Below are 22,085 nucleotides of genomic sequence, written 5' to 3' on the forward strand. Positions count from 1 at the left end.
AAACCTCCCGGTTAAAATATGGACTGGAATTTACCCATCTCAACCTGGATGGACTTCACCTGGGTGTAGCTCTGCAGCGTCATCACCCCGTTCTCGCGGCCGATGCCGGAGTGCTTGTAGCCGCCAACCGGCATCTCTGCGGCGGATTCACCCCAGGTGTTGATCCAGCAGATGCCCGCTTCGAGCTGATGAATGGCGCCGTGGGCGCGGTTCAGGTCGGCCGTGACGATGCCTGCCGCCAGACCGTAGTCTGTGTCGTTGGCGCGGCGAATGGCTTCTTCATCCGTTTCGTAGGTGAGGATGGACATCACCGGGCCGAAGATCTCTTCGCGCACGATGGTCATCTCGTCGGTGCAGTCGGTGAAGACGGTCGGGGCGATCCACGCGCCGCTGTCAAAGCCTTCGCCCTTCAGCACGTCGCCGCCGCACAGCACGCGCGCGCCTTCCTCTTTGCCTTTGGCAATGTAGCGCAGCACGCTGTCGCGGTGCGGGAAGCTGACCATCGGGCCGAAGTTGGTGGTTTCATCGAACAGATCGCCCGCGCGGATGCGGCCCACGCTCTCAACGATTTTCTGCTCAAACGCGGCTTTAAATTTCGCGGGCACGAACACGCGGGTGCCGTTGGTGCACACCTGGCCGGAGCTGAAGAAGTTCGCCATCATGGCGATGTCTGCCGCGAGATCGAGATCCGCGTCGTCAAAAATGATCAGCGGAGATTTGCCGCCCAGCTCCATCGTCACCTCTTTCAGGGACGAGGCCGCCGAGTTGGCCATCACCTTTTTGCCGCTGGCGACGCCGCCGGTAAAGGAGACTTTGGCGATGCCTGGATGCTCGGTCAGGAACTGGCCGGTCTCCGCGCCAACGCCCGGCAGGACGTTAAACACGCCGTCCGGCAGGCCGGCTTCGGTGTAGATCTCGGCGAGCTTGAGCGCGGTGAGCGGGGTGACCTCGCTCGGCTTGAAGATCATCGCGTTGCCCGCCGCCAGCGCCGGGGCCGATTTCCACAGGGCGATCTGGATCGGGTAGTTCCACGCGCCGATGCCCGCCACCACGCCCAGCGGCTCGCGGCGGGTGTAGACGAATGAGGTCTCACGCAGCGGGATCTGGCTGCCTTCCAGCGCCGGGATCAGCCCTGCGTAGTACTCCAGCACATCCGCGCCGGTGACGATGTCAACGGTTGAGGTTTCGGAATACGCTTTACCGGTGTCGAGGGTTTCCAGCTTCGCCAGTTCGTCGTTGCGCTCGCGCAGGATATCGACAGCGCGACGCAGAATGCGCGAACGCTCCATGGCGGTCATCGCCGCCCAGATTTTTTGCCCGCGTGTTGCGCTCTCCACGGCGCGATCGACATCTTCTCTTCCGGCGGCCTGTACGGTCGCCAGAACGTCACCGTTGGCCGGGTTGATGGTCTCGAAGGTGCGACCGCTGGTGGCGGATGTATAACCACCATTGATATAAAGCTGCTGTTCTGCCATTCGGGACATAAATCCTCCTCGGTTAGTCGGTCGGTAAATGCTGGCTGATAAAGTGGCTGGTGAGCGATTGCGCCAGGGTTTTATCCAGCGGCTTTCCGCTCAGCGCGGCGCGCAGCCATAGCCCGTCGATCAGCGCCGCCAGCCCGTAGCCCGCCTCTTCGGCCTGCTCGCGCGGCAGTTCGCGGCGAAACTCGTACACCAGATTCGACAGCAGACGGCGGCTGCTCACCTGCTGCAGGCGGTAGAGCATCGGCTGGTGCATGCTGCTCGCCCAGAAGGCCAGCCAGGCCTTCATGGCCGCGCCGCTGGTCTGGGTTTCATCAAAATTGCCGCCGACAATCGCCTGCAATCGCTGCTCCGCGCTGCCGTCCGGCAGGGCGTGCAGGCGGCTCAATACCGCGTCGCGAAGCTGGCCGGTGATGTCGCGCATGGTCGCTTCCAGCAGACCGTTTTTGTCTTTGAAGTAGTGGCTGATGATCCCCGTGGAAACGCCCGCCCGACGGGCGATCTGCGCGATCGTCGCGTCATGCATACCCACCTCATTTATTGCTTCCAGCGTGGCATCGATTAGCTGCCTGCGCCGGATCGGCTGCATCCCCACTTTGGGCATTTTTGCCACTCCATTCATCAGCGTTGGTAATACATTAAAGCGGTTTTTGATTGGACGTTCAATATAAAATGTGTCTTAATTGTTGCGGTTTTGGATTTCAATAGTTACAAAAACAGTGGGGATACTGGATGACAGACCTTTCACAGGACAGAGAAAAAGACAAAATCAACCCGGTCGTTTTTTATACTTCCGCCGGGCTGATTTTGTTGTTTTCCCTGACGACGATCTTCTTTCGTGATTTTTCTGCCGAGTGGATTGGGCGCACCCTGAACTGGGTGTCGAAGACCTTCGGCTGGTACTATCTGCTGGCCGCGACGCTCTATATTGTCTTCGTGGTCTGCATTGCCTGCTCGCGCTTCGGTTCGGTGAAGCTCGGGCCGGAGCAGTCCAAGCCGGAGTTCAGCCTGCTGAGCTGGGCCGCAATGCTGTTTGCCGCCGGCATCGGCATCGACCTGATGTTCTTCTCCGTGGCGGAACCGGTCACGCAGTATATGCAGCCGCCGGAAGGGGCAGGGCAGACGATGGAGGCCGCGCGTCAGGCGATGGTCTGGACGCTGTTCCACTACGGCCTGACGGGCTGGTCGATGTACGCCCTGATGGGCATGGCGCTCGGATACTTTAGCTATCGTTATAATTTGCCCCTCACCATCCGCTCCGCGCTTTACCCGATCTTCGGTAAAAAGATTAACGGCCCGATTGGCCACAGCGTCGACATTGCGGCGGTGATCGGCACCATCTTCGGTATTGCGACGACGCTCGGGATTGGCGTGGTGCAGCTCAACTACGGGCTGAGCGTGTTGTTTGATATCCCGGATTCGATGGCGGCCAAGGCGGCGCTGATTGCGCTCTCCGTCATTATCGCCACCATCTCGGTGACGTCGGGCGTGGATAAAGGCATCCGCGTGCTGTCCGAGCTGAACGTGGCGCTGGCGCTGGGCCTGATCCTGTTCGTGCTGTTTATGGGCGACACCTCGTTCCTGCTCAATGCCTTGGTGCTGAACGTGGGCGACTACGTGAACCGCTTTATGGGCATGACGCTGAACAGCTTCGCCTTTGACCGCCCGGTAGAGTGGATGAACAACTGGACGCTGTTCTTCTGGGCGTGGTGGGTGGCGTGGTCGCCGTTTGTCGGCCTGTTCCTCGCGCGCATTTCGCGTGGCCGCACCATCCGTCAGTTTGTGATGGGCACGCTGATTATCCCGTTCACCTTTACCCTGCTGTGGTTGTCGGTGTTCGGAAACAGCGCGCTGCACGAGATCATTCATGGCAATGCAACCTTCGCGCAGGAAGCGATGGCGCACCCGGAGCGCGGCTTCTACAGCCTGCTGGCGCAGTACCCGGCGTTCACCTTTAGCGCCTCGGTGGCGACCATCACCGGCCTGCTGTTCTACGTCACCTCGGCGGATTCCGGCGCGCTGGTGTTGGGGAACTTCACCTCGAAGCTGAAGGACATCAACAGCGACGCGCCGAACTGGCTGCGCATCTTCTGGTCCGTCGCCATCGGCCTGCTGACGCTCGGCATGCTGATGACCAACGGTATCTCTGCGCTGCAGAACACCACGGTGATCATGGGTCTGCCGTTCAGCTTCGTGATCTTCTTCGTGATGGCCGGGCTGTATAAATCGCTCAAGGTAGAAGATTACCGCCGCGAAAGCGCCAGCCGCGACACCGCGCCGCGGCCGCTGGGGGCGCAGGACAGACTGAGCTGGAAGAAACGCCTCTCACGCCTGATGAACTACCCCGGCACGCGCTATACCCGACAGATGATGGAGACGGTGTGTTACCCGGCAATGCAGGAGGTGGCGCAGGAGCTGAAGCTGCGCGGTGCCTACGTGGAGCTGAAAAACCTGCCGCCGGACGAGGGCGAGAACCTGGGGCACCTGGATCTGCTGGTGCACATGGGCGACGAGCAGAACTTTGTCTATCAGATCTGGCCGCAGCAGTATTCGGTTCCCGGCTTTACCTACCGGGCGCGCAGCGGGAAGTCGACCTACTACCGGCTGGAGACCTTCCTGCTGGAAGGAAGCCAGGGGAATGATTTGATGGACTACAGCAAGGAGCAGGTGATTACGGACATTCTGGACCAGTACGAGCGGCACCTGAACTTTATCCACCTGCACAGGGAAGCGCCGGGGAACAGCGTGATGTTCCCGGATGTGTAAAACTCAATCTGAAAACGTATAAAGGCATCGCCGTTGCCCTCAAGCCGGGTGGCGGCGATGCCTTACCCGGCCTACAAAATCGGTTTACCGTAGGCCTGATAAGCGAAGCGCCATCAGGCATTCATTGTGCAATGCGTTTAAAGGGCAATCACGTCTTCATTTATAGTTATCATTTGATTGTTTCTTTCTGCGCGGGTTTCATCCATGCGTCGCCATAAAGAATATTGCCTTGCACATAATTCCACTGTATGCCCCGGAATCTAAGTCCAACCACTTCATGCATATTCGGCGCTGAGCTGCCGGGGTAATAAACATGCGTGAAGTCCAGAGATGAGATCACCACGCTATCAAGCGTAATGGTGTAGATCTCTCTTTCTGCTCCCGCTTCAGCAATTTCATAATATTTGATAATGGCTTTTTGCAGGCGTCTGCCCTCGCAGGTGGCAACGGCAAGATAAGGACTCACTTTATCTAATTCCTTATGCACGGTAACCGGACCATGCTGCCGTGTACCAGTCATATTCCCGGTATGGCTGTCTACTGCCTGCCTTATGCCGTAACTGCTGTTCATAATTTCGATAGCACCTTCCCGGCCTGGCATCATACAGTCGCCCTGAATGAGCATTCCGTTCTCATCGTAGAGAAATAAGTAAGCGGGTAATGACATTATAACCCTCCTAAATGAGTAAGCTGTCCGTCATTATCAATAAAGAATTCGTGATGATAATTTTTATTATTTAAACCGTAGCTAATAACATACGTATAGCCATACTCCCATTTCACATCTATGCAACTATTAGGATAAGACCAACTGAGTTTATTACTTCCTGAACTTGTGATAGTTGTAATGTCGGGACCTTTGCTGGAATCAATGGTGTAATAGTTCACGACATCTTTTTTATCAATACTAAAGCAAACATGGTTTCCATCAATAAAAGTAGCTCTGGGATGAGACAACGGGGGGCATCCAGGACATCCCGTCAGGAGAATACATAATGGTGAGATGAGCGTTATAGTTTTCATCCTGGGAATCCTTGTAGAATGTTTTTATATTTGTGAAGCAGAGAATATACGGGTTCATTCGAATTAATATCCCGATATTTTGGCAGGAATTTATATTTTTCAAAGCCATAAAATTGTAATAGCCAGTAATCACTTACGATCGATGCTTGCTGTTCTAATCCATAATGCAATAGATCTACTTTATCTAAGCTATAGTAGTAATCAGCAATACCAGAGAATAATCCCCTTGTTCTGACAAACATCCTTTTTTGGGCTTGCCATACGTGCATCATTTCATGCATGAATAGGTGTTTTTTATCTAACAATTTTTCTAATGAAAAATCTGGGGAATATGTGTCTTCTCTAAACCACATTTCCCCGTTAGGAGTCATCGCTACATTTACAGGTTGCAAATTAAAAGGAAGATAGCTTTCCCTGTGCACCCAAACCAGATGATAGCGAATGCTGTAACCGTAAAGCGTCTTCGCCAGGGCGATTTCACCAATCGTGAGCTGTCGGACCCCTCCCGGATTAATCGGGGTTCCCGATGTGGGATGAATCCTTTCGTTAACGGGCATGTCAATTCCCTTTATTTAATATGGATATTGACCGTAAATCATACGCCTGAGCGGCAGAGAAAAAAGAACGCACTTTTCCTAAAACTCCCGGATGGCAGCGCTCATTGACACAACTTTAATGATAACCATTTTCATTTAAATATAGCCTGTGCTATACCTTATAGCACGGGCTAATTTTGCTTTGAATTTAATCACCTCAGGAGACTTCTGCGATGCACCCACGGCAAGGAATTATGCGTCTGTTGCTCGGCGCGCTGCTCATGACCGCGACCACTACGGGCGCGCTGGCGGCTGAAAAGTTTCAGGTTATCACCACCTTTACCGTTATCGCGGATATGGCGAAAAATGTGGCGGGTGAGGCCGCAGACGTGACGTCCATTACCAGGCCGGGCGCTGAAATTCACGAGTACCAGCCCACGCCGGGTGATATCAAACGCGCGCAGAAGGCGCAGCTGATCCTGGCGAACGGCATGAATCTGGAGCTGTGGTTCCAGCGCTTTTATCAGCACCTGAACGGCGTGCCGGAGGTGATTGTTACCAGGGGCATTATGCCGATGGGGATTAGCGAAGGGCCGTATAACGGCAAGCCCAACCCGCACGCGTGGATGTCGCCGGACAACGCCCTGATTTACGTCGATAACATCCGCGACGCATTGATTAAGTACGATCCGGCCAACGCGCAGACGTATCAGCGCAACGCTGAAGCTTACAAGCAGACGATCACCGCCACTCTCGAACCGCTGCGCAAGCAGGTTGCGGAGATCCCCGAAGACAAGCGCTGGATGGTGACCAGCGAAGGTGCCTTCTCCTATCTTGCGCGGGATCTGGGGATGAAAGAGCTTTACCTGTGGCCGATCAACGCCGATCAGCAGGGCACGCCTCAGCAGGTGCGCAAGGTAATCGACCTGGTGAAAAAACATCATATCCCGGCGGTGTTCAGCGAAAGCACGGTTTCCGATAAGCCCGCGCGGCAGGTGGCGCGGGAAACCGACGCCCGCTACGGCGGCGTGCTGTATGTCGACTCCCTGAGCGCGGAAAACGGCCCGGTGCCGACCTATATCGATCTGCTGAACGTCACCACCCGCACGCTGGTGCAGGGCATCCGTGACGGCATGAAGGAGTAACCATGCACGAGGGGATTGTTGTCTCAGACGTGACCGTGACCTACCGCAACGGCCACACGGCGCTGCGCGACGCGTCGTTCAGCGTGCCGGGCGGATCGATTGCCGCCCTGGTTGGGGTGAACGGTTCCGGCAAGTCCACGCTGTTCAAGGCGGTGATGGGCTTCGTGCGCGCGGCGAGCGGCACTATCTCCATTCTCGGACTACCGCCTCACCGGGCGCTGCGCCAGAACCTGGTCGCCTACGTGCCGCAGTCGGAAGAGGTTGACTGGTCGTTTCCGGTGCTGGTCGAAGACGTGGTGATGATGGGCCGCTACGGGCACATGGGGTTTCTGCGTCGGCCCAAAGATCGCGACAGACAAATCGTGACCGACGCCCTGAAGCGCGTGGATATGCTCGAGCTGCGCCATCGGCAGATTGGCGAGCTGTCCGGCGGACAGAAGAAGCGCGTGTTTCTGGCCCGGGCGATTGCCCCGCAGGGTGAGGTGATCCTGCTCGACGAGCCGTTTACCGGCGTGGACGTCAAAACCGAAGCCAGGATCATCAGCCTGCTTCGAGAGCTGCGCGACGAGGGCAAAACGATGCTGGTCTCGACCCACAATCTGGGCTCGGTTACGGAATTCTGCGATTACACGGTGATGGTCAAAGGCACCGTGCTGGCGAGCGGCCCGACGGAAACCACCTTTACCGCCGAAAATCTCGAGCGCGCCTTTAGCGGCGTGCTGCGCCACGTGGTGCTCAGCGGCTCGGAGGATCGCATTATTACCGACGACGAGCGCCCCTTCGTGACGCACCGTCAGGAGGCCAAATGAACGCGCTTCTGGAACCCTTCGGCTACGAGTACATGCTCAACGCGATGTGGGTCTCGGCGATGGTGGGCGGGCTGTGCGCGTTTCTCTCCTGCTACCTGATGCTTAAAGGCTGGTCGCTGATCGGCGATGCGCTGTCGCACTCCATCGTGCCCGGCGTGGCGGGAGCCTACATGCTCGGGCTGCCGTTCTCGCTGGGGGCGTTCCTCTCGGGCGGGCTGGCGGCGGGCAGTATGCTGTTTCTCAACCAGCGCAGCCGCCTGAAGGAGGACGCCATCATCGGGCTGATCTTCTCCTCCTTTTTCGGGCTGGGGCTGTTTATGGTCTCGCTCAATCCGACCTCGGTGAATATTCAGACCATCGTGCTCGGCAATATTCTGGCTATCGCCCCGGAGGATATCGTCCAGCTGGCGATTATCGGCGTGGTGTCGATGGTTATCCTGCTGTTCAAATGGAAAGATCTGATGGTGACCTTTTTTGATGAGAACCACGCCCGCGCCATCGGCCTGCGTCCTGAACGCCTGAAGATTCTTTTCTTTACCCTGCTGGCGGTCTCCACCGTGGCGGCGCTGCAAACCGTCGGCGCGTTTCTGGTGATCTGTCTGGTGGTCACCCCCGGCGCGACCGCGTGGCTGCTCACCGACCGCTTTCCGCGCCTGCTGGTGATTGCCGTCGCCATTGGCAGCATCACCAGCTTCCTCGGCGCGTGGGCCAGCTACTATCTGGACGGCGCGACCGGCGGCATTATCGTGGTCGCCCAGACGCTGCTGTTCCTGCTGGCGTTGGTCTTTGCGCCGAAGCACGGGCTGCTCGCCAGCCGCCGCCGCGCGCGGGAGGCACGCTCATGATGGCGCTGCTCCTTGAACCCTTCCAGTTTGCGTTTATGAACAACGCGCTGCTGATTTCACTCCTGGTGGCCGTGCCCTGCGCGCTGCTGTCGGTATTCCTGGTGCTGAAAGGCTGGGCGCTGATGGGCGACGCCATGAGCCACGCGGTGTTCCCCGGCGTCGTGCTGGCGTGGATGATGGGCCTGCCGCTGGCGCTGGGCGCGTTTGTGGCCGGGCTGTTCTGCGCAATCGCCACCGGATACCTGAAGGATAACAGCCGAATCAAGCAGGATACGGTCATGGGGATCGTTTTTTCCGGCATGTTCGGCGCGGGCCTGATCCTCTATATCGCCGTCAAGCCCGAGGTGCATCTCGACCACATTCTGTTCGGCGATATGCTGGGCATTAACGGGATGGATATTCTGCAAAGCGGGATCGTGGCGGGGCTGATCGCGCTGGTGATTGGCCTGAAGTGGCGCGACTTTCTGCTGTTCTGCTTTGATTATCAGCAGGCGCAGGCGAGCGGCCTGCGCACCCGCTGGCTGCACTACGGCCTGCTGTGCATGGTTTCGCTCACCATCGTGGCGACATTGAAGGCGGTGGGGATTATTCTGTCGATCTCGCTGCTGATTGCGCCCGGCGCGGTGGCGGTGCTGATCACCCGGCGCTTCCACATGGCGCTGCTGGTCGCGGTAGCGGTTTCAGCCCTCGTGTCGGTGAGCGGCGTGTATGCGTCGTTTTATCTCGACAGCGCGCCCGCGCCGACCATTGTGGTGCTGTTTGCAGCGGTGTTTATCGTGACGTTTGCGGTCACCAGCGCGAAGGCCCGTCGGCAGGAGAACGTGACAGCAGGGTGATAACCCCATCGCCGTTGTGTAGCCAGTGAAGCGTGAAGGCGGTGCCTTCGTCAAACCCCGTCAGCGGACGGGTCAGCGCCAGCATCAGCGTCTCTTTATCGAGCATCGTGATGCGGGCGCTGTCAAATCCCATATATGACTTCACCTTCGGGAAGAGAGCCTTAAACAGGCTCTCTTTGGCGCTGAAAACCAGCGTCAGGGCGAGGGCAAACGGGTAGCCGGAGCGTGAAAGCACGGCCTCTTCCTGCGCATCGATGATGCCGTCTTTGATTTCCAGGGCTTCGTTTTCGGGGAGGATCGTTTCACAATCGATGCCGATTAGCGCAGGGTGTTGCGTGACGACGGCCATCGCCCGCGTGCCGCTGTGGGTGATGCTGCCGGAGATACCGTCCGGCCAGATCGGTTCGCCGCTGGGGCCGATCCCGGGGACGGCGTGGTCAGGTAATGCATGCGCGGCGGCGATGCGGCCTGCCAGGTGGTCAGCCTTGCGTTTGCGCCCGGCGTGCGATAGCTGCGCGTGATGGGGGAGCCAGATAAGATCGGCGTCGCTGAAGGTGGCGGGGTCGAAGGTGATGTGATGAAGGGTGAGGCCTGCGAGGGAAAATGTGCTGTAGGCTGTGTGCATGGTTTTCCCCCTCACCCTGAACCTCTCCCCGTAGGGGAGAGGGTGGATTGACTTCAGTGCCTTAAAAATGCGTATTCACGCTCATATACCAGGTACGACCCGGTTCATTATACGTGTAGGCACCCGCACCGTACATATACGCGCCCGTCGTGGTGTTACCCGTGGTCTGGGCATTACCCGCGCGCCACTGGCGCTTGTCGAAGACGTTATCAATCCCGCCGGTCAGGCTGACGTTTTTGGTCACGTCCCAGGTCGCGCTCAGGCCAACGATGCTGTACGGGCTAACTTCATCTTTCTCAGACCCGGTCACAGGCTGACCTTTGTAGTTGTACTTCTTCGGCTGCTGCTTGCCGTACCAGGTGAAGGTCGACTGGAGCGACACGTCCTGATGAACCTGCCAGCTCAGGGTAGAGTTCAGCGTGTACTCAGGAATGATTGACAGACGGTCGCCGGTCTCCTTGTTCTTGCTCTGCAGCATGTAGGTGATGTTGTTGGTCCAGTTGATCGTGTCGCTGACCGGCACGTTCAGGGAGCCTTCCAGACCTTCAACGACGGCCTTCGGCACGTTTTCCCACTGGTAAATATCGGTGGTGACCTTGCTGGTAGACGTCTGGCCAATCGGCGCGTAGCCCGCTTCAATCTTGTCGCGATAGTCGTTGCGGAACCAGGTCACGCCCGCCAGCCAGCCGTCGTGCTTCCACTCCAGGCCAATCTCCTTGTTAATGCTGGTTTCGGCCTTCAGGTCGTCGTTACCCATCATGTAGCAGCCCACGCCGTCGGAGCTGGCGTAGCAGCCCTGGCCTTTGCTGTACAGCAGGTAGTTCGGGTTGGTCTGATACAGGCTCGGGGCTTTATAAGCGCGCGCGATGCCCATCTTCAGTGTGAAGTCATCGCCAAGACCCTGCGACAGGTTCAGGGACGGGCTCCAGTTGTTACCCACAATCGTATGATGGTCGAAGCGCAGCGCCGGGGTCAGCATGGTGCTGTCGGTCAGCTCCATGTTGTTCTCGGCGAACAGGGAGAAAATCTCCGCCGAGGAGTACGGGCTGCGGTCGTCGCTCATGCCCGGGATGGCGCCGCCCTGCTGGGTTTGGGTATTGGAGGTGGAATCCTTCATGCGCTGCTGGTTCCACTCGGTGCCCAGCGTCAGGTTCTGGTTGACGAGGAAATCGATCGGCAGGTTGATTTCACTGTGCAGCATCACGTCGGCTAGGTCGGTGTCGGTGAATTTATTGCTGTTGAACAATCCTTCCAGACCGCCCGCCAGCCCTTCGCCCAGGCGGGAGTTGCGGGTGTGCTCGTACTGCGCCCAGCTGCTGGTGGTGATACCGTTATCCCAGCCGCCGTTCCATGTCACCGCAAAGTTCTGACGATAAATACGGTTAGTCTCTTTACCGTAGTTCTTCTTCACCAGGCCGTTGGAGCTGTTGTCGTTGTTGGTGTTCTGGGTATCGCCCGCGTAAAGGTTGTTCTGTCGGCTGTAGCCGGCTTCAAATTCGAGGGACTGCATTGGCGCAAAGTCCCAGCGCACCACGCCGTTAATATCTTTGTTTTCCACACCCTCGCGGCCAGCCGGCAGCGTGTCGGCGTAGGCACCGGTACGATCGGACTGGTGGCCCTGGTTGATATCCCACGCGTCGGCCTGGGTTTTATCCAGGTTGCCGAACATGCGGAAGCTGAAGTCGCCGCCCAGCGGGCCGCTCAGGCTGAAGTTGGTGCGCTTGGTGGAACCTTCGTCCTTGTGTTCCGGGGCGTTCAGGTAGGTGTTCCAGGAGCCGTGCCACTGGTTGTCGAATTTTTTCGTGATGATATTGACCACGCCGCCTGCCGCACCGTTGCCGTAGCGAGCCGCAGCCGGGCCACGGATCACTTCGATGCGCTCTATCATCTCCGGCGGTACCCAGCCGGTATCGCCGCGGGTGTCGCGCTCGCCGCGCCAGCCCAGACGGATGGAGTTGCGGCTGGTGACCGGCTTGCCGTCGATCAGAATAAGAGTGTTTTCCGGGCCCATGCCGCGGATGTCGATCTGGCGGTTGTTGCCGCGCTGGCCGCTGGTGGAGTTACCGGTCAGGTTAACGCCCGGCATGGTACGGATGATTTCAGCCACGTCGCGAGCGGGCGGGTTTTTACGGATTTCATCGGCCGTGATGGTCGACACGCCCGGCGCCTGCAGGTTCTGCTCGGCGGCGGTGATCACCATCGTGTCTTCGTGCTGCGCGGTGGTGGTGTTGTCGTCTGCCAGCGCTGGCAGCGCGACGCCGTAAATCCCTAAGTTGACCAGCAAGGCCAGGGAGTGAATCTTCTTATTCATTGTACGTCCCGCTTTTATGGTTATTTAATGAGCGCGCTTCCCACAGCGCGGGCATTACGCTATTGCAAATGCAAATAGTTATCAATAATATTATCAATAAAATTTGCTCTGAAACAAAAAAGACTGTTAAACATGGGGTTATAAGGGTGACGGCGTTAACAACCGGAAGTGAAGCGTGGTGGCAGTCGAAAAGCGGGCCGGAATGGGAACGTGAGAAGGAGCGCTATCGCGTCACCTTCTGGTGGCGGGACCCGGCGGGAACGCAGGCGACGTCGGCGGTGAAGCGCGTCTGGCTCTATATCACCGGCGTGACCGATCACCATCAAAACGCGCGTCCGCAGTCCCTTGAACGCATCCCGGATACCGACGTCTGGCAGTGGCAGGGCGAGTTCAGCCCCGAATGGCGCGGCAGCTACTGTTTTATTCCCTCCGATAACGAAAATGATTTTGCCAGCGCGGTGTTTGAAGGCGAGCGGCCGGACCGCATGGCGCTGCGCGAAGGCTGGCGCAAACTCTTGCCGCACGCGGTGTCCGACCCGCTGAATCCGCAGAGCTGGCGCGGCGGGCGCGGTCACGCCGTCTCGGCGCTGGAAATGCCTGAGGCCCCGGTACAGCCGGGGTGGAACACTCCGGATACGCCATACAAAAAGCCCGTCTGCATCGAATGGACCAGCGAGCGGCTGGGCAACCGTCGCCGCGTCTGGATTTTTACCACCGGTGATGAAGATCCCGAGCGCCCGCTTGCGGTGCTGCTCGACGGGCAGTTCTGGGCCGAAAGTATGCCCGTCTGGCCCGCGCTGGCGTCGCTCACCCATGAAGGCAAACTGCCGCCTGCGGTCTACGTGTTAATCGACGTGATTGATACCGCGCACCGCAGCCGCGAACTGCCGTGCAATCCCGATTTCTGGCTGGCGGTGCAGGAAGAACTTCTCCCGCAGGTCAAAAACCTCGCGCCGTTCAGCGACCGCGCCGACCGTACCGTCGTGGCGGGACAGAGCTTCGGCGGGCTTTCTGCGCTATACGCAGGGCTCAACTGGCCGCAGCGCTTTGGCTGCGTGCTCAGCCAGTCCGGTTCCTACTGGTGGCCGCACCGCGGCGCGCAGCAGGACGGGCTGCTCATCGAGCAGCTTAAAGCGGGTGAAAAAACCGCACGCGGGCTGCGCATCGTCCTTGAGGCCGGGCGCAACGAGCCGCTTATCTTTCGCGCAAATCAGGCGATTCACGCCGAACTACAGCACACACAGCAACCGGTTATCTGGCGTCAGGTTGACGGCGGACACGATGCGCTTTGCTGGCGCGGTGGGCTGACGCAGGGGCTGATGGCCCTCTGGCAGCCGCTTTTTCACTAACGGAGTCTGTATGGAATTCAGCAATCCTTTCGATAATCCGCAGGGACAGTTCGCCATTTTGCGTAACGACCAGGGGCAGTACAGCCTGTGGCCGCAGCAGTGCGAGCTGCCCGCAGGCTGGCGCTTAGTCTGCGAGCCACAGCCCCAGGACGGCTGCCAGCAGTGGCTGGCGGAAAACTGGCAAACGCTTGAACCGTCTCATTTTGCGGGGGAAGCAGCATGAACCGTCTTCCGCTTGTCGCCGCCCAGCCGGGTATCTGGATGGCGGAGCAGCTTTCCACGCTGCCAAACGCCTGGAGCGTGGCGCACTATACCGAACTGAAAGGCGACATCGATGCGCCATTGCTGGCAAAAGCGATTGCTAAAGGCATGATGCAGGCCGATACCCTGCGGATGCGCTTCGCTGAGGATAACGGCGAGGTGTGGCAGTGGGTGGATGCGTCCATGATGCTGCCGGAGCCGTCCATCGTTCGCGTCGATTCCCATGCGGCTGCCGCGGCGCTGATGGAGGCCGATCTTAATCAGAACCTGCGCGTCGACAGCGGTCAGCCGCTGGCGTTTCACCAGCTGATTCAGGTGGGGGAAAACCGCTGGTACTGGTATCAGCGCTATCACCATCTGGTGGTGGATGGCTTCAGCTTCCCGGCGATTACCCGCCAGATCGCCGCTATCTATCGAGCCTGGAAAAACGGCGAGAACACGCCGGATTCCCCGTTTACCCCGTTTTCGGAAGTGGTGGAAGAGTATCAGCGCTATCGCGACAGCGAGGCGTACGCGCGCGACGGTGCCTTCTGGGCGGAGCAGCGCAAGCAGCTTCCTTCTCCGGTGTCGCTTTCTGCTGCTCCTTTACCGGGCCGCGCGGCAACAACCGATATCCTGCGCCTGAAAATTGCAATGGACGGCCGCGCCTTCAGCCAGCTTGTGCAGGCGGCAGGGCAGGCGCAGCGCACCGATCTGGCCCTTGCGCTGGTGGCGCTGTGGCTGGGCCGCCTGACCGGACGGCTGGACTACGCCGCCGGGTTTATCTTCATGCGCCGCATGGGGTCCGCCGCGCTGACCGCGACGGGGCCGGTGCTTAACGTGCTGCCGCTGGCGGTGAATATTAACCCGCAGGAGAGCCTGCCGGCGCTGGCGCTGCGCCTGGCGAACCAGCTGAAAAAAATGCGCCGTCACCAGCGCTACGACGCCGAGCAGATTGTGCGCGACGGCGGGCGCGCCGCGGGTGAAGACGCGCTGTTCGGCCCGGTGCTGAACGTCAAGGTGTTCGATTATCAGCTGGATATCGACGGCGTGGAGGCCATCACCCACACGCTGGCAACCGGCCCGGTGAACGATCTGGAGCTGGCGCTGTTCCCGGACGAGCAGGGCGGCCTGAGCATTGAGATCCTCGCCAATAAACAGCGCTACGACGAAGCGACGCTTTCCCGCCACGTTGCGCGCCTGAACGCGATGCTGCTGCAGTTTGCGGCCAACCCCGACCTGCGCTGCGGCGACGTGGAAACGGTTTCTGAGCAGGAGTACGCCCAGCTGGCGCGCATCAACGATACCGGGCTGGCGCTGCCGTCCACCACCCTTGCGGAGCTGGTGGCGGAGCAGGCGAGCAAAACGCCGGACGCCCCCGCGCTGGCGGATGCGCACATTGAGCTCAGCTATCGTCAGATGCGCGAGCAGGTCGTCGCGCTGGCGAACCTGCTGCGCGCGCGCGGCGTTAAGCCGGGCGACAGCGTGGCGGTGGCGCTCCCGCGCTCGGTGTTCCTGACGCTGGCGCTGCACGGCATCGTCGAGGCGGGTGCCGCGTGGCTGCCGCTGGACACCGGCTACCCGGACGACCGCCTGCGGATGATGCTGGAGGACGCGAAGCCGTCCCTGCTCATTACCACCGACGAGCAGCTCCCGCGCTTCAGCGATCTGCCGATTACGGCGTTTAGTTACAACACACTGTTACCGGCTGCGGAGGCTGAGCCGCTGCGGCTGGCGACGCCGGAGCAGACCGCGTACATCATCTTTACCTCCGGTTCGACGGGCCGCCCGAAAGGGGTCATGGTCGGCCATACCGCCATCGTTAACCGTCTCAAGTGGATGCAGGATCATTACCCGCTGGACGCGACGGACGTGGTGGCGCAGAAAACGCCGTGCAGCTTTGACGTGTCGGTGTGGGAGTTCTGGTGGCCGTTTATCGCCGGGGCGAAGCTGGTGATGGCCGAGCCGGACGCGCACCGCGATCCGCAGGCGATGCAGAGCTTCTTTGCGCAGTACGGCGTGACCACCACCCACTTCGTGCCGTCGATGCTGGCGGCCTTTGTCGCCTCGCTGACCCCGGAAAACGCGGCGTGCTGCAACACCCTTAAGCAGGTGTTCTGCAGCGGCGAAGCGCTGCCGACCGAGCTGTGCCGCGAGTGGGAACAGCTCACCCGTGCACCGCTGCACAACCTTTATGGCCCAACGGAAGCGGCGGTGGACGTCAGCTGGTATCCGGCGTTTGGCCCCGAGCTGGCGGCGGTGGAGGGCAACAGCGTGCCGATTGGCTTCCCGGTGTGGAACACGGGGCTGCGCATTCTGGACGCGATGATGCGCCCGGTGCCGTTCGGCGTGGCGGGGGATCTGTATCTCACCGGCATTCAGCTGGCGCAGGGGTATCTGGGCCGTCCGGACCTTACCGCCAGCCGCTTTATTGCCGACCCGTTTGCCCCCGGCGAGCGCATGTACCGCACCGGCGACGTTGCCCGCTGGCTGGACAACGGCGCGGTGGAATATCTCGGCCGCAGCGACGATCAGCTGAAAATTCGTGGCCAGCGCATCGAACTGGGCGAAATCGACCGGGCGATGCTGTCGCTGCCGGACGTGGCCCAGGCCGTGGCGCACGCCTGCGTGTTCAACCAGGCGGCGGCCACCGGCGGCGATGCCCGCCAGCTGGTGGGATACGTGGTCTCTGAATCCGGCTTACCGCTGGACCGCGACGCGCTGCTGGAATCCCTTAAAGCGCAGCTGCCGCCGCACATGGTGCCGGTGGTGCTGCTGCAAATCAGCGCGCTGCCGCTCAGCGCGAACGGCAAGCTTGACCGCAAGGCGCTGCCGCTGCCGGAGTTGACCAGCAAAACCACAGGCCGCGCGCCGGAGACGGAAACCGAATCCGCCGTGGCGCAGGCGTTTTCTGCCCTGCTGGGCTGCGAGGTCAACGATATTGAGGCCGACTTCTTTGCCCTCGGCGGACACTCGCTGCTGGCGATGCGCCTGGCCGCGCAGCTAAGCCGCGCATTCGACCGCAAGGTGACGCCGGGGCAGATTATGGTCGCCTCGACGGTGAGCAAGCTCAGCGCGCTGCTGGACTCGCAGATGAGCGACGAGCAGGCGCAGCGGCTGGGGTATGAAACCCTTCTCCCGCTGCGTGAAGGTAACGGCCCGACGCTGTTCTGCTTCCATCCGGCGTCCGGCTTTGCCTGGCAGTTTAGCGTGCTTGCGCGCTACCTCAGCCCGCGCTGGTCGATTACCGGCATTCAGTCCCCGCGCCCCGACGGGCCGATGCAGCAGTGCGCGGATCTGGATGGGGTGATTGAGCACCACCTGGCTACGCTGCGTAAGCAGCAGCCGCAGGGGCCGTATTATCTGTTCGGCTATTCCCTCGGCGGCACGCTGGCGCAGGGGATTGCTGCCCGTCTGAGCGAGCAGGCTGAGGAGGTGGCCTTCCTTGGCCTGCTGGATACCTGGCCGCCGGAAACGCAAAACTGGGCTGAGAAAGAGGCCAACGGCCTCGATCCGGAGGTGCTGGCGGAGATCGAGCGCGAGCGTCAGGCGTTTATCGCCGCTCAGCAGGGGCAGGGCTCCAGCGAGCTGTTTAACGCCATCGAAGGTAACTACGCCGACGCGGTGCGGTTGCTCACCACGGCGCACAGCGCAAGGTTTGACGGCAAAGCGACGCTGTTCGTCGCCGAGCGCACGCGAACGATGGATCCGCAGGTTGCGTGGTCGCCGTGGGTGGCGGAGCTTGAGGTGTACAGCCAGGACTGCGCCCACGTGGATATCATTTCACCGCAGGCGTTTGAGAAGATAGGGCCGGTGTTGAAGGAGATATTGGGGTAAGGTCAAAAGCCCCTCACCCCAGCCCTCTCCCCAAAGGGGAGAGGGTGTAATCGTCCCCTCTCCCCTTTGGGGAGAGGGTCAGGGTGAGGGGACATCAGACCGCACGTTTGCCAAGCGGCACAACCAGCGGCGTGCCCGCCACCGGATCGTCAATAATCATGCAGCGCATGCCGTAGATCCGCTCGATCAACTCCGGCGTCACAATCTCTTTCGGCGCGCCCTGCGCCACAATCTCACCGTCTCGCAAGGCAATCAGATGCGTCGCATAGCGGCACGCCTGGTTTAAGTCGTGCAGCACCGCCGCCAGGGTATACCCCTGCGTGCGGTTGAGCTCGCTCAGCAGCTCCAGCAGGTCAATCTGATGGCTGATGTCGAGCCAGGTCGTCGGCTCATCCAGCAGCATGATCGAGGTCTCCTGCGCCAGCACCATCGCGATCCACGCGCGCTGACGCTGCCCGCCGGAAAGGGTGTCCACGCTCTGCAGGGCCAGATCGGTAATCCCCGTCGCCTGCATCGCGCGGCTGACCGCCTCGTCGTCCTCTTTGCGCCAGCGGGTAAACAGCGGCTGGTGCGGATAGCGCCCGCGCGAGACCAGCTCCTGCACCGTGATGTCCCCCGGCGTGGTGGCGTTCTGCGCCAGTAGCCCGATGCGCCGCGCCACCTCTTTGCTGGCGAACCGCTGGATCTGCTCCCCGTCGAGGAACACGCTGCCTTCAGACGGCGTCATCAGGCGGCTCAGGGTGCGCAGCAGGGTCGATTTGCCGCAGCCGTTTGGCCCGATGATTGCCGTGAAGTGGCCGTCCGGAATGGCGACGGATAAATCACGGGCAATGATTTTTTTGCCGTAGCCGAGGGTGAGGTTTTCGCCGCGCAAGCGGGTGGTTGTGTCTGTCATTTCTTGCGTGACTCCTGAACGAGCAAGACGATGAGGTAAATCCCGCCGAGGCTGACGGTCACTACGCCCACCGGCAGTTGATAAGGCATAAACAGCTGCTGGGCGCAGAGATCGGCGGCCAGCAGCAGCAGCGCGCCGCACAGCGCCGCCTGGGTTAAGCCCCAGCGCGCCGTCCCGCTAAGACGGCGGGCAATGTGCGGTGCCACGAGGGCGATAAACGAGATCGGCCCGGCGATAGCGGTAGAGGCGGCGGTCAGCAGTACGGCGACCAGCATCAGCATCAGGCGCGAGCGCTCGACGCTTACGCCCAGCGCGCAGGCGCTGTCGTCGCCCATCTCCAGCAGGCGCATACGCCGCACCAGCAGCAGCGCGCCGATAAACATCAGCACAATCAGCGGCGCGGCGGGCCAGGTTTTGCCCCACGTCAGGCCGTTGAGGGAACCGGCGTACCACAGCCCGGCGGAGAGCGCGGTTTCCAGCGACGCCTGTAGCAGAAGCCAGGTATTAAAGGCCATCAGCATGGCGCGGATGCCGATCCCGATGATGATCAGGCGGAAGGTGTCGATGCCGTTGCGCCAGGCCAGCGCCCAGATCAGTAATGACGTCAGAATGCCGCCCGCCATTGCCGTAAAGGTAATCGCCGTCAGGTGCTGGCCAAACAGCACCATCGCCACCAGCACGCCGCTCCAGGCCCCGGTGTTGAGGCCCATCACGTCCGGGCTGCCGAGCGGATTGCGCATCAGCGACTGGAATATCGCACCGCTCGCGCCGAGCGCCGCGCCGACGAGCACCGCCATCGCCACGCGCGGCAGCCGCCATTCGGTCACCACCATGGTGATATTGCGCGGCGCGCTGCCGAGCAGGGCGTTAAACACCTGAGCAAAATCGAGCGTCACCGCGCCGCTGCGCAGGCTCCAGACCGTAAGCAGTGCAATGGCGAGCACAAGGAGGGAGACGCTGGTGAGTAAACGACGGGACGGGGCCATCATGCGCCACCTCCGCGTTTACGGCGTACCAGGAAGATCAGCACCGGCGCGCCGATAAAGGCGCTGACCACCGAGACGCGCAGCTCGCCGGGAACCAGCAGGCGGCCCAGCACGTCGGCAAACAGCAGCAGGGCAGGGGTGGCCAGCAGCGTCACCGGCAGCGACCAGCGGTGATCCGCCCCCACCAGCCAGCGCGCCATGTGCGGCATCATCAGGCCGATAAAGGCAATGGGGCCGACCACGGCGGTCGCGCTGCCGCACAGCACCGTGATGGTCAAAAGACCAACCAGCTGCGTGCGCGCCACGCGGTTGCCGAGGGCGGTCGCGGTGTCGCTGCCGAGGCTCAGGCTGTTGAGCGCCCGGCTTAAAAACAGCGCCACGGCGGCGGCGATGATGACCGGAACCACCACCACTTTTAAGGTTTCAAGGGTGCGGATATCCAGCGATCCGGCCTGCCAGAAGCGCAGCTGGTCGTAAACGTCCGGATTGAGCAGGGCGATGCCGTTGGACAAGCCTTCCAGCACCGCCGCGAGCGCCACGCCCGCCAGCGTCAGGCGGACTGGACTCAGCTGCCCGCCGCCCTGGCTGCCGGTAAAGGCCACGACCAGCGAGGCGGCCAGCGCGCCGCAAAAGGCCATGACCAGCTGCTCGGACGGAGACGTCAACCCGAAGAGCGCCGCGCCGAGCACGATGGCAAAGCTGGCGCCGGAGTTAACGCCGAGAATGCCGGGGTCGGCCAGCGGGTTGCGGGTGAGGGTTTGCATCAGGGCTCCGGCAAGGCCGAGCGCGCCTCCCGCCAGCAGTCCGGCAAGGGTGCGGGGCAGGCGGGCGTCGAGCACGATGATGCAGTCGGCGCTCTGGCAGGTACCGGAGAGCGCATCGACAATAACGGACGCGGGCAGCGGCTTCGCGCCAACCAGCAGACTGAGTGCAATCGCAAGGATCAACAGCAGCAATAAAACGGGCACGGCAACGGCGCGCACCGCGGAAGAGGAAAACGACATAGCAACGTCCATGATGTGATAATGATAGTAATTATCGTTATCTATCTTATTTGGCTATGTTAGCATGTGCGCCCATGGAAATGGTAGACCGATACCTCAAGGCCTTGTCATGAATCAAAAATCCTGGCTGCTCAACCTCAGCCTCCTCAAAACGCACCCGGCGTTTCGCGCCGTCTTTATCGCCCGCTTTATCTCCATTTTATCCCTCGGCCTGCTCGGCGTTGCCGTGCCGGTGCAAATCCAGACCATGACCCACTCCAGCTGGCTGGTGGGGCTATCCGTCACCTTAACCGGCGGGGCGATGTTTATCGGCCTGATGGTGGGCGGCGTGCTGGCGGACCGCTACGAGCGTAAAAAGCTGATCCTGCTGGCGCGCGGCACCTGCGGGGTGGGCTTTATCGGGCTGTGCCTGAACGCGATGCTGCCGGAGCCGTCGCTGATTGCGATTTATGCCCTGGGGCTGTGGGACGGTTTCTTTGCCTCGCTGGGCGTGACGGCGCTGCTGGCGGCCACGCCCGCGCTGGTCGGGCGCGAGAACCTGATGCAGGCGGGGGCGATCACCATGCTCACCGTGCGCCTCGGGTCGGTGATTTCGCCGATGGTGGGCGGCCTGCTGCTGGCAACAGGCAACGTGGCGTGGAACTACGGCCTGGCGGCGGCGGGGACCTTTATCACTACCCTGACGCTGCTGCGCCTGCCGCTGCTGCCGCCTCCGCCGCAGCCGCGCGAGCATCCGCTGAAATCGCTGATGGCCGCGATTCGCTTTCTGTTCAGCAACCCGCTGATTGGCGGCATTGCGCTGCTTGGCGGCCTGCTGACGATGGCGAGCGCCGTGCGCGTGCTCTATCCGGCATTGGCGGGTGAGTGGCAGATGAGCGCCTCGGAGATTGGCATTCTCTACGCCGCCATTCCGCTCGGCGCGGCGTGCGGGGCGCTGACCAGCGGCAACCTGGCGCAGAGCGCGCGTCCGGGATTGATTATGCTGCTTGCCACGCTGGCGTCGTTTATCGCCATTGGCTTCTTCAGCCTGATGCCGGTGTGGGCGCTGGGCGTGTTGTGCCTGGTGATTTTCGGCTGGCTGAGCGCCATCAGCTCGCTGTTGCAGTACACCCTGATCCAGACCCAGACGCCGGAAGGGATGCTCGGGCGCATTAACGGCCTGTGGACGGCGCAGAACGTGACGGGCGATGCGATTGGCGCGGCGATCCTCGGCGGGCTGGGGGCGATAATGACCCCGGTGGCCTCGGCGAGCAGCAGCGGGTTTGTACTGGCAATTATTGGTGCGGTTTTATTATTGTCGTTGGCAGAATTGCGCCGATTCAGGCAGGAGAGTGTGTTGACCGACGGTGCGGCCTGATGCCCTCACCCCGGCCCTCTCCCACAGGGAGAGGGAGGGG

At 60.8% G+C, this 22,085-nt stretch carries 19 protein-coding genes; 9 read left to right on the forward strand and 10 right to left on the reverse strand.

Translation table 11 applies throughout. The features are described 5' to 3' along the window. Positions 1-11 precede the first annotated feature (11 nt). Entirely contained in the window at positions 12-1,484 is a 1,473-nt protein-coding gene (gene betB, locus VPX56_RS06235; protein WP_326470564.1) for a betaine-aldehyde dehydrogenase, read from the reverse strand. A 13-nt stretch (positions 1,485-1,497) separates the two neighbouring features. Next, a complete protein-coding gene (gene betI / locus VPX56_RS06240) occupies positions 1,498-2,085 on the reverse strand; it encodes a transcriptional regulator BetI (protein WP_238459114.1) in 588 nt (195 codons plus the stop codon). 128 nt (positions 2,086-2,213) lie between these two features. Between betI and betT the strand changes: the two genes are divergently transcribed. Further along, a complete protein-coding gene (gene betT / locus VPX56_RS06245) occupies positions 2,214-4,247 on the forward strand; it encodes a choline BCCT transporter BetT (protein WP_326470566.1) in 2,034 nt (677 codons plus the stop codon). Between the two features lie 169 nt (positions 4,248-4,416). Here betT and VPX56_RS06250 read toward each other — a convergent pair whose 3' ends face one another. The 3 genes from VPX56_RS06250 to VPX56_RS06260 are packed head-to-tail and all read right to left on the reverse strand — an operon-like array spanning position 4,417 to position 5,827. Further along, positions 4,417-4,914: an Hcp family type VI secretion system effector gene (locus VPX56_RS06250; RefSeq protein WP_131633139.1), complete on the reverse strand. Its 498-nt coding sequence runs from the start codon at positions 4,912-4,914 to the stop codon at positions 4,417-4,419. Then, positions 4,914-5,270: a putative T6SS immunity periplasmic lipoprotein gene (locus VPX56_RS06255; protein ID WP_080327955.1), complete on the reverse strand. Its 357-nt coding sequence runs from the start codon at positions 5,268-5,270 to the stop codon at positions 4,914-4,916. The genes VPX56_RS06250 and VPX56_RS06255 overlap by 1 nt, the downstream gene beginning before the upstream one ends. Further along, a complete protein-coding gene (locus VPX56_RS06260) occupies positions 5,267-5,827 on the reverse strand; it encodes a type IV secretion protein Rhs (RefSeq protein WP_326470569.1) in 561 nt (186 codons plus the stop codon). The genes VPX56_RS06255 and VPX56_RS06260 overlap by 4 nt, the downstream gene beginning before the upstream one ends. Positions 5,828-6,039: 212 nt before the next feature. Here VPX56_RS06260 and VPX56_RS06265 point away from each other — a divergent pair, with 212 nt between their 5' ends. Genes VPX56_RS06265 through VPX56_RS06280 form a run of 4 tightly spaced genes read left to right on the forward strand, consistent with a single transcriptional unit; the run spans position 6,040 to position 9,441 of the window. Continuing rightward, positions 6,040-6,951: a metal ABC transporter substrate-binding protein gene (locus VPX56_RS06265; protein WP_326470571.1), complete on the forward strand. Its 912-nt coding sequence runs from the start codon at positions 6,040-6,042 to the stop codon at positions 6,949-6,951. A 2-nt stretch (positions 6,952-6,953) separates the two neighbouring features. Continuing rightward, positions 6,954-7,760: an iron/manganese ABC transporter ATP-binding protein SitB gene (gene sitB / locus VPX56_RS06270; RefSeq protein WP_326470573.1), complete on the forward strand. Its 807-nt coding sequence runs from the start codon at positions 6,954-6,956 to the stop codon at positions 7,758-7,760. Next, positions 7,757-8,605, forward strand: a complete 849-nt coding sequence (gene sitC, locus VPX56_RS06275; RefSeq protein WP_326470575.1) for an iron/manganese ABC transporter permease subunit SitC — start codon at positions 7,757-7,759, stop codon at positions 8,603-8,605. The genes sitB and sitC overlap by 4 nt, the downstream gene beginning before the upstream one ends. Continuing rightward, on the forward strand, positions 8,602-9,441 hold the full coding sequence (locus VPX56_RS06280; RefSeq protein ID WP_131633135.1) for a metal ABC transporter permease: 840 nt from the start codon (positions 8,602-8,604) through the stop codon (positions 9,439-9,441). The genes sitC and VPX56_RS06280 overlap by 4 nt, the downstream gene beginning before the upstream one ends. On the opposite strand, the gene entD is transcribed toward VPX56_RS06280, so the two are convergent. Both entD and VPX56_RS06290 read right to left on the reverse strand, forming a co-directional pair. After that, positions 9,395-10,066 (reverse strand): enterobactin synthase subunit EntD, encoded by a 672-nt coding sequence (gene entD / locus VPX56_RS06285; RefSeq protein WP_326470577.1) that lies wholly within the window; start codon positions 10,064-10,066, stop codon positions 9,395-9,397. The genes VPX56_RS06280 and entD overlap by 47 nt on opposite strands. A gap of 61 nt (positions 10,067-10,127) precedes the next feature. After that, on the reverse strand, positions 10,128-12,377 hold the full coding sequence (locus tag VPX56_RS06290; protein WP_131633133.1) for a TonB-dependent siderophore receptor: 2,250 nt from the start codon (positions 12,375-12,377) through the stop codon (positions 10,128-10,130). Positions 12,378-12,523: 146 nt separating this feature from the next. On the opposite strand from VPX56_RS06290, the gene fes reads away from it, so the two are divergent. Genes fes through entF form a run of 3 tightly spaced genes read left to right on the forward strand, consistent with a single transcriptional unit; the run spans position 12,524 to position 17,803 of the window. Then, positions 12,524-13,726: an enterochelin esterase gene (gene fes / locus VPX56_RS06295; protein WP_326470580.1), complete on the forward strand. Its 1,203-nt coding sequence runs from the start codon at positions 12,524-12,526 to the stop codon at positions 13,724-13,726. 10 nt (positions 13,727-13,736) lie between these two features. After that, on the forward strand, positions 13,737-13,949 hold the full coding sequence (locus VPX56_RS06300) for an MbtH family protein (RefSeq protein ID WP_326470582.1): 213 nt from the start codon (positions 13,737-13,739) through the stop codon (positions 13,947-13,949). Further along, complete coding sequence (gene entF / locus VPX56_RS06305; protein WP_326470584.1) at positions 13,946-17,803, forward strand: enterobactin non-ribosomal peptide synthetase EntF; 3,858 nt, start codon at positions 13,946-13,948, stop codon at positions 17,801-17,803. Before VPX56_RS06300 ends, entF begins: the two co-directional genes overlap by 4 nt. Before the next feature lie 94 nt (positions 17,804-17,897). Here the strand turns inward: entF and fepC are convergent, their stop codons facing one another. The 3 genes from fepC to fepD are packed head-to-tail and all read right to left on the reverse strand — an operon-like array spanning position 17,898 to position 20,688. Beyond that, positions 17,898-18,698 (reverse strand): iron-enterobactin ABC transporter ATP-binding protein, encoded by an 801-nt coding sequence (gene fepC / locus VPX56_RS06310; RefSeq protein ID WP_326470586.1) that lies wholly within the window; start codon positions 18,696-18,698, stop codon positions 17,898-17,900. Beyond that, on the reverse strand, positions 18,695-19,684 hold the full coding sequence (gene fepG / locus VPX56_RS06315; RefSeq protein WP_326471976.1) for an iron-enterobactin ABC transporter permease: 990 nt from the start codon (positions 19,682-19,684) through the stop codon (positions 18,695-18,697). The genes fepC and fepG overlap by 4 nt, the downstream gene beginning before the upstream one ends. Further along, a complete protein-coding gene (gene fepD, locus VPX56_RS06320; RefSeq protein ID WP_326470588.1) occupies positions 19,684-20,688 on the reverse strand; it encodes a Fe(3+)-siderophore ABC transporter permease in 1,005 nt (334 codons plus the stop codon). The genes fepG and fepD overlap by 1 nt, the downstream gene beginning before the upstream one ends. 109 nt (positions 20,689-20,797) lie before the next feature. Between fepD and entS the strand changes: the two genes are divergently transcribed. Further along, the gene (gene entS / locus VPX56_RS06325) at positions 20,798-22,045 is read left to right on the forward strand and encodes an enterobactin transporter EntS (protein WP_326470590.1); all 1,248 of its coding nucleotides are present in this window, start codon (positions 20,798-20,800) and stop codon (positions 22,043-22,045) included. Positions 22,046-22,085: the final 40 nt, after the last annotated feature.

The sequence above is a fragment of the Enterobacter wuhouensis genome (assembly GCF_035835995.1).
In the GTDB taxonomy this organism is placed as follows: Bacteria; Pseudomonadota; Gammaproteobacteria; order Enterobacterales; family Enterobacteriaceae; genus Enterobacter; species Enterobacter wuhouensis.

Coding starts and splice junctions, on each gene's coding strand:
- betB (WP_326470564.1), bottom strand. CDS start 1,484: ATGTCCCGAATGGCAGAACAGCAGCTTTATATCAATGGTGGTTATACA.
- VPX56_RS06255 (WP_080327955.1), bottom strand. CDS start 5,270: ATGAAAACTATAACGCTCATCTCACCATTATGTATTCTCCTGACGGGA.
- fepG (WP_326471976.1), bottom strand. CDS start 19,684: ATGGCCCCGTCCCGTCGTTTACTCACCAGCGTCTCCCTCCTTGTGCTC.
- VPX56_RS06280 (WP_131633135.1), top strand. CDS start 8,602: ATGATGGCGCTGCTCCTTGAACCCTTCCAGTTTGCGTTTATGAACAAC.
- VPX56_RS06260 (WP_326470569.1), bottom strand. CDS start 5,827: ATGCCCGTTAACGAAAGGATTCATCCCACATCGGGAACCCCGATTAAT.
- betI (WP_238459114.1), bottom strand. CDS start 2,085: ATGCCCAAAGTGGGGATGCAGCCGATCCGGCGCAGGCAGCTAATCGAT.
- fepC (WP_326470586.1), bottom strand. CDS start 18,698: ATGACAGACACAACCACCCGCTTGCGCGGCGAAAACCTCACCCTCGGC.
- VPX56_RS06250 (WP_131633139.1), bottom strand. CDS start 4,914: ATGTCATTACCCGCTTACTTATTTCTCTACGATGAGAACGGAATGCTC.
- VPX56_RS06300 (WP_326470582.1), top strand. CDS start 13,737: ATGGAATTCAGCAATCCTTTCGATAATCCGCAGGGACAGTTCGCCATT.
- fepD (WP_326470588.1), bottom strand. CDS start 20,688: ATGTCGTTTTCCTCTTCCGCGGTGCGCGCCGTTGCCGTGCCCGTTTTA.
- VPX56_RS06265 (WP_326470571.1), top strand. CDS start 6,040: ATGCACCCACGGCAAGGAATTATGCGTCTGTTGCTCGGCGCGCTGCTC.
- VPX56_RS06290 (WP_131633133.1), bottom strand. CDS start 12,377: ATGAATAAGAAGATTCACTCCCTGGCCTTGCTGGTCAACTTAGGGATT.
- sitC (WP_326470575.1), top strand. CDS start 7,757: ATGAACGCGCTTCTGGAACCCTTCGGCTACGAGTACATGCTCAACGCG.
- betT (WP_326470566.1), top strand. CDS start 2,214: ATGACAGACCTTTCACAGGACAGAGAAAAAGACAAAATCAACCCGGTC.
- entD (WP_326470577.1), bottom strand. CDS start 10,066: ATGCACACAGCCTACAGCACATTTTCCCTCGCAGGCCTCACCCTTCAT.
- entF (WP_326470584.1), top strand. CDS start 13,946: ATGAACCGTCTTCCGCTTGTCGCCGCCCAGCCGGGTATCTGGATGGCG.
- sitB (WP_326470573.1), top strand. CDS start 6,954: ATGCACGAGGGGATTGTTGTCTCAGACGTGACCGTGACCTACCGCAAC.
- entS (WP_326470590.1), top strand. CDS start 20,798: ATGAATCAAAAATCCTGGCTGCTCAACCTCAGCCTCCTCAAAACGCAC.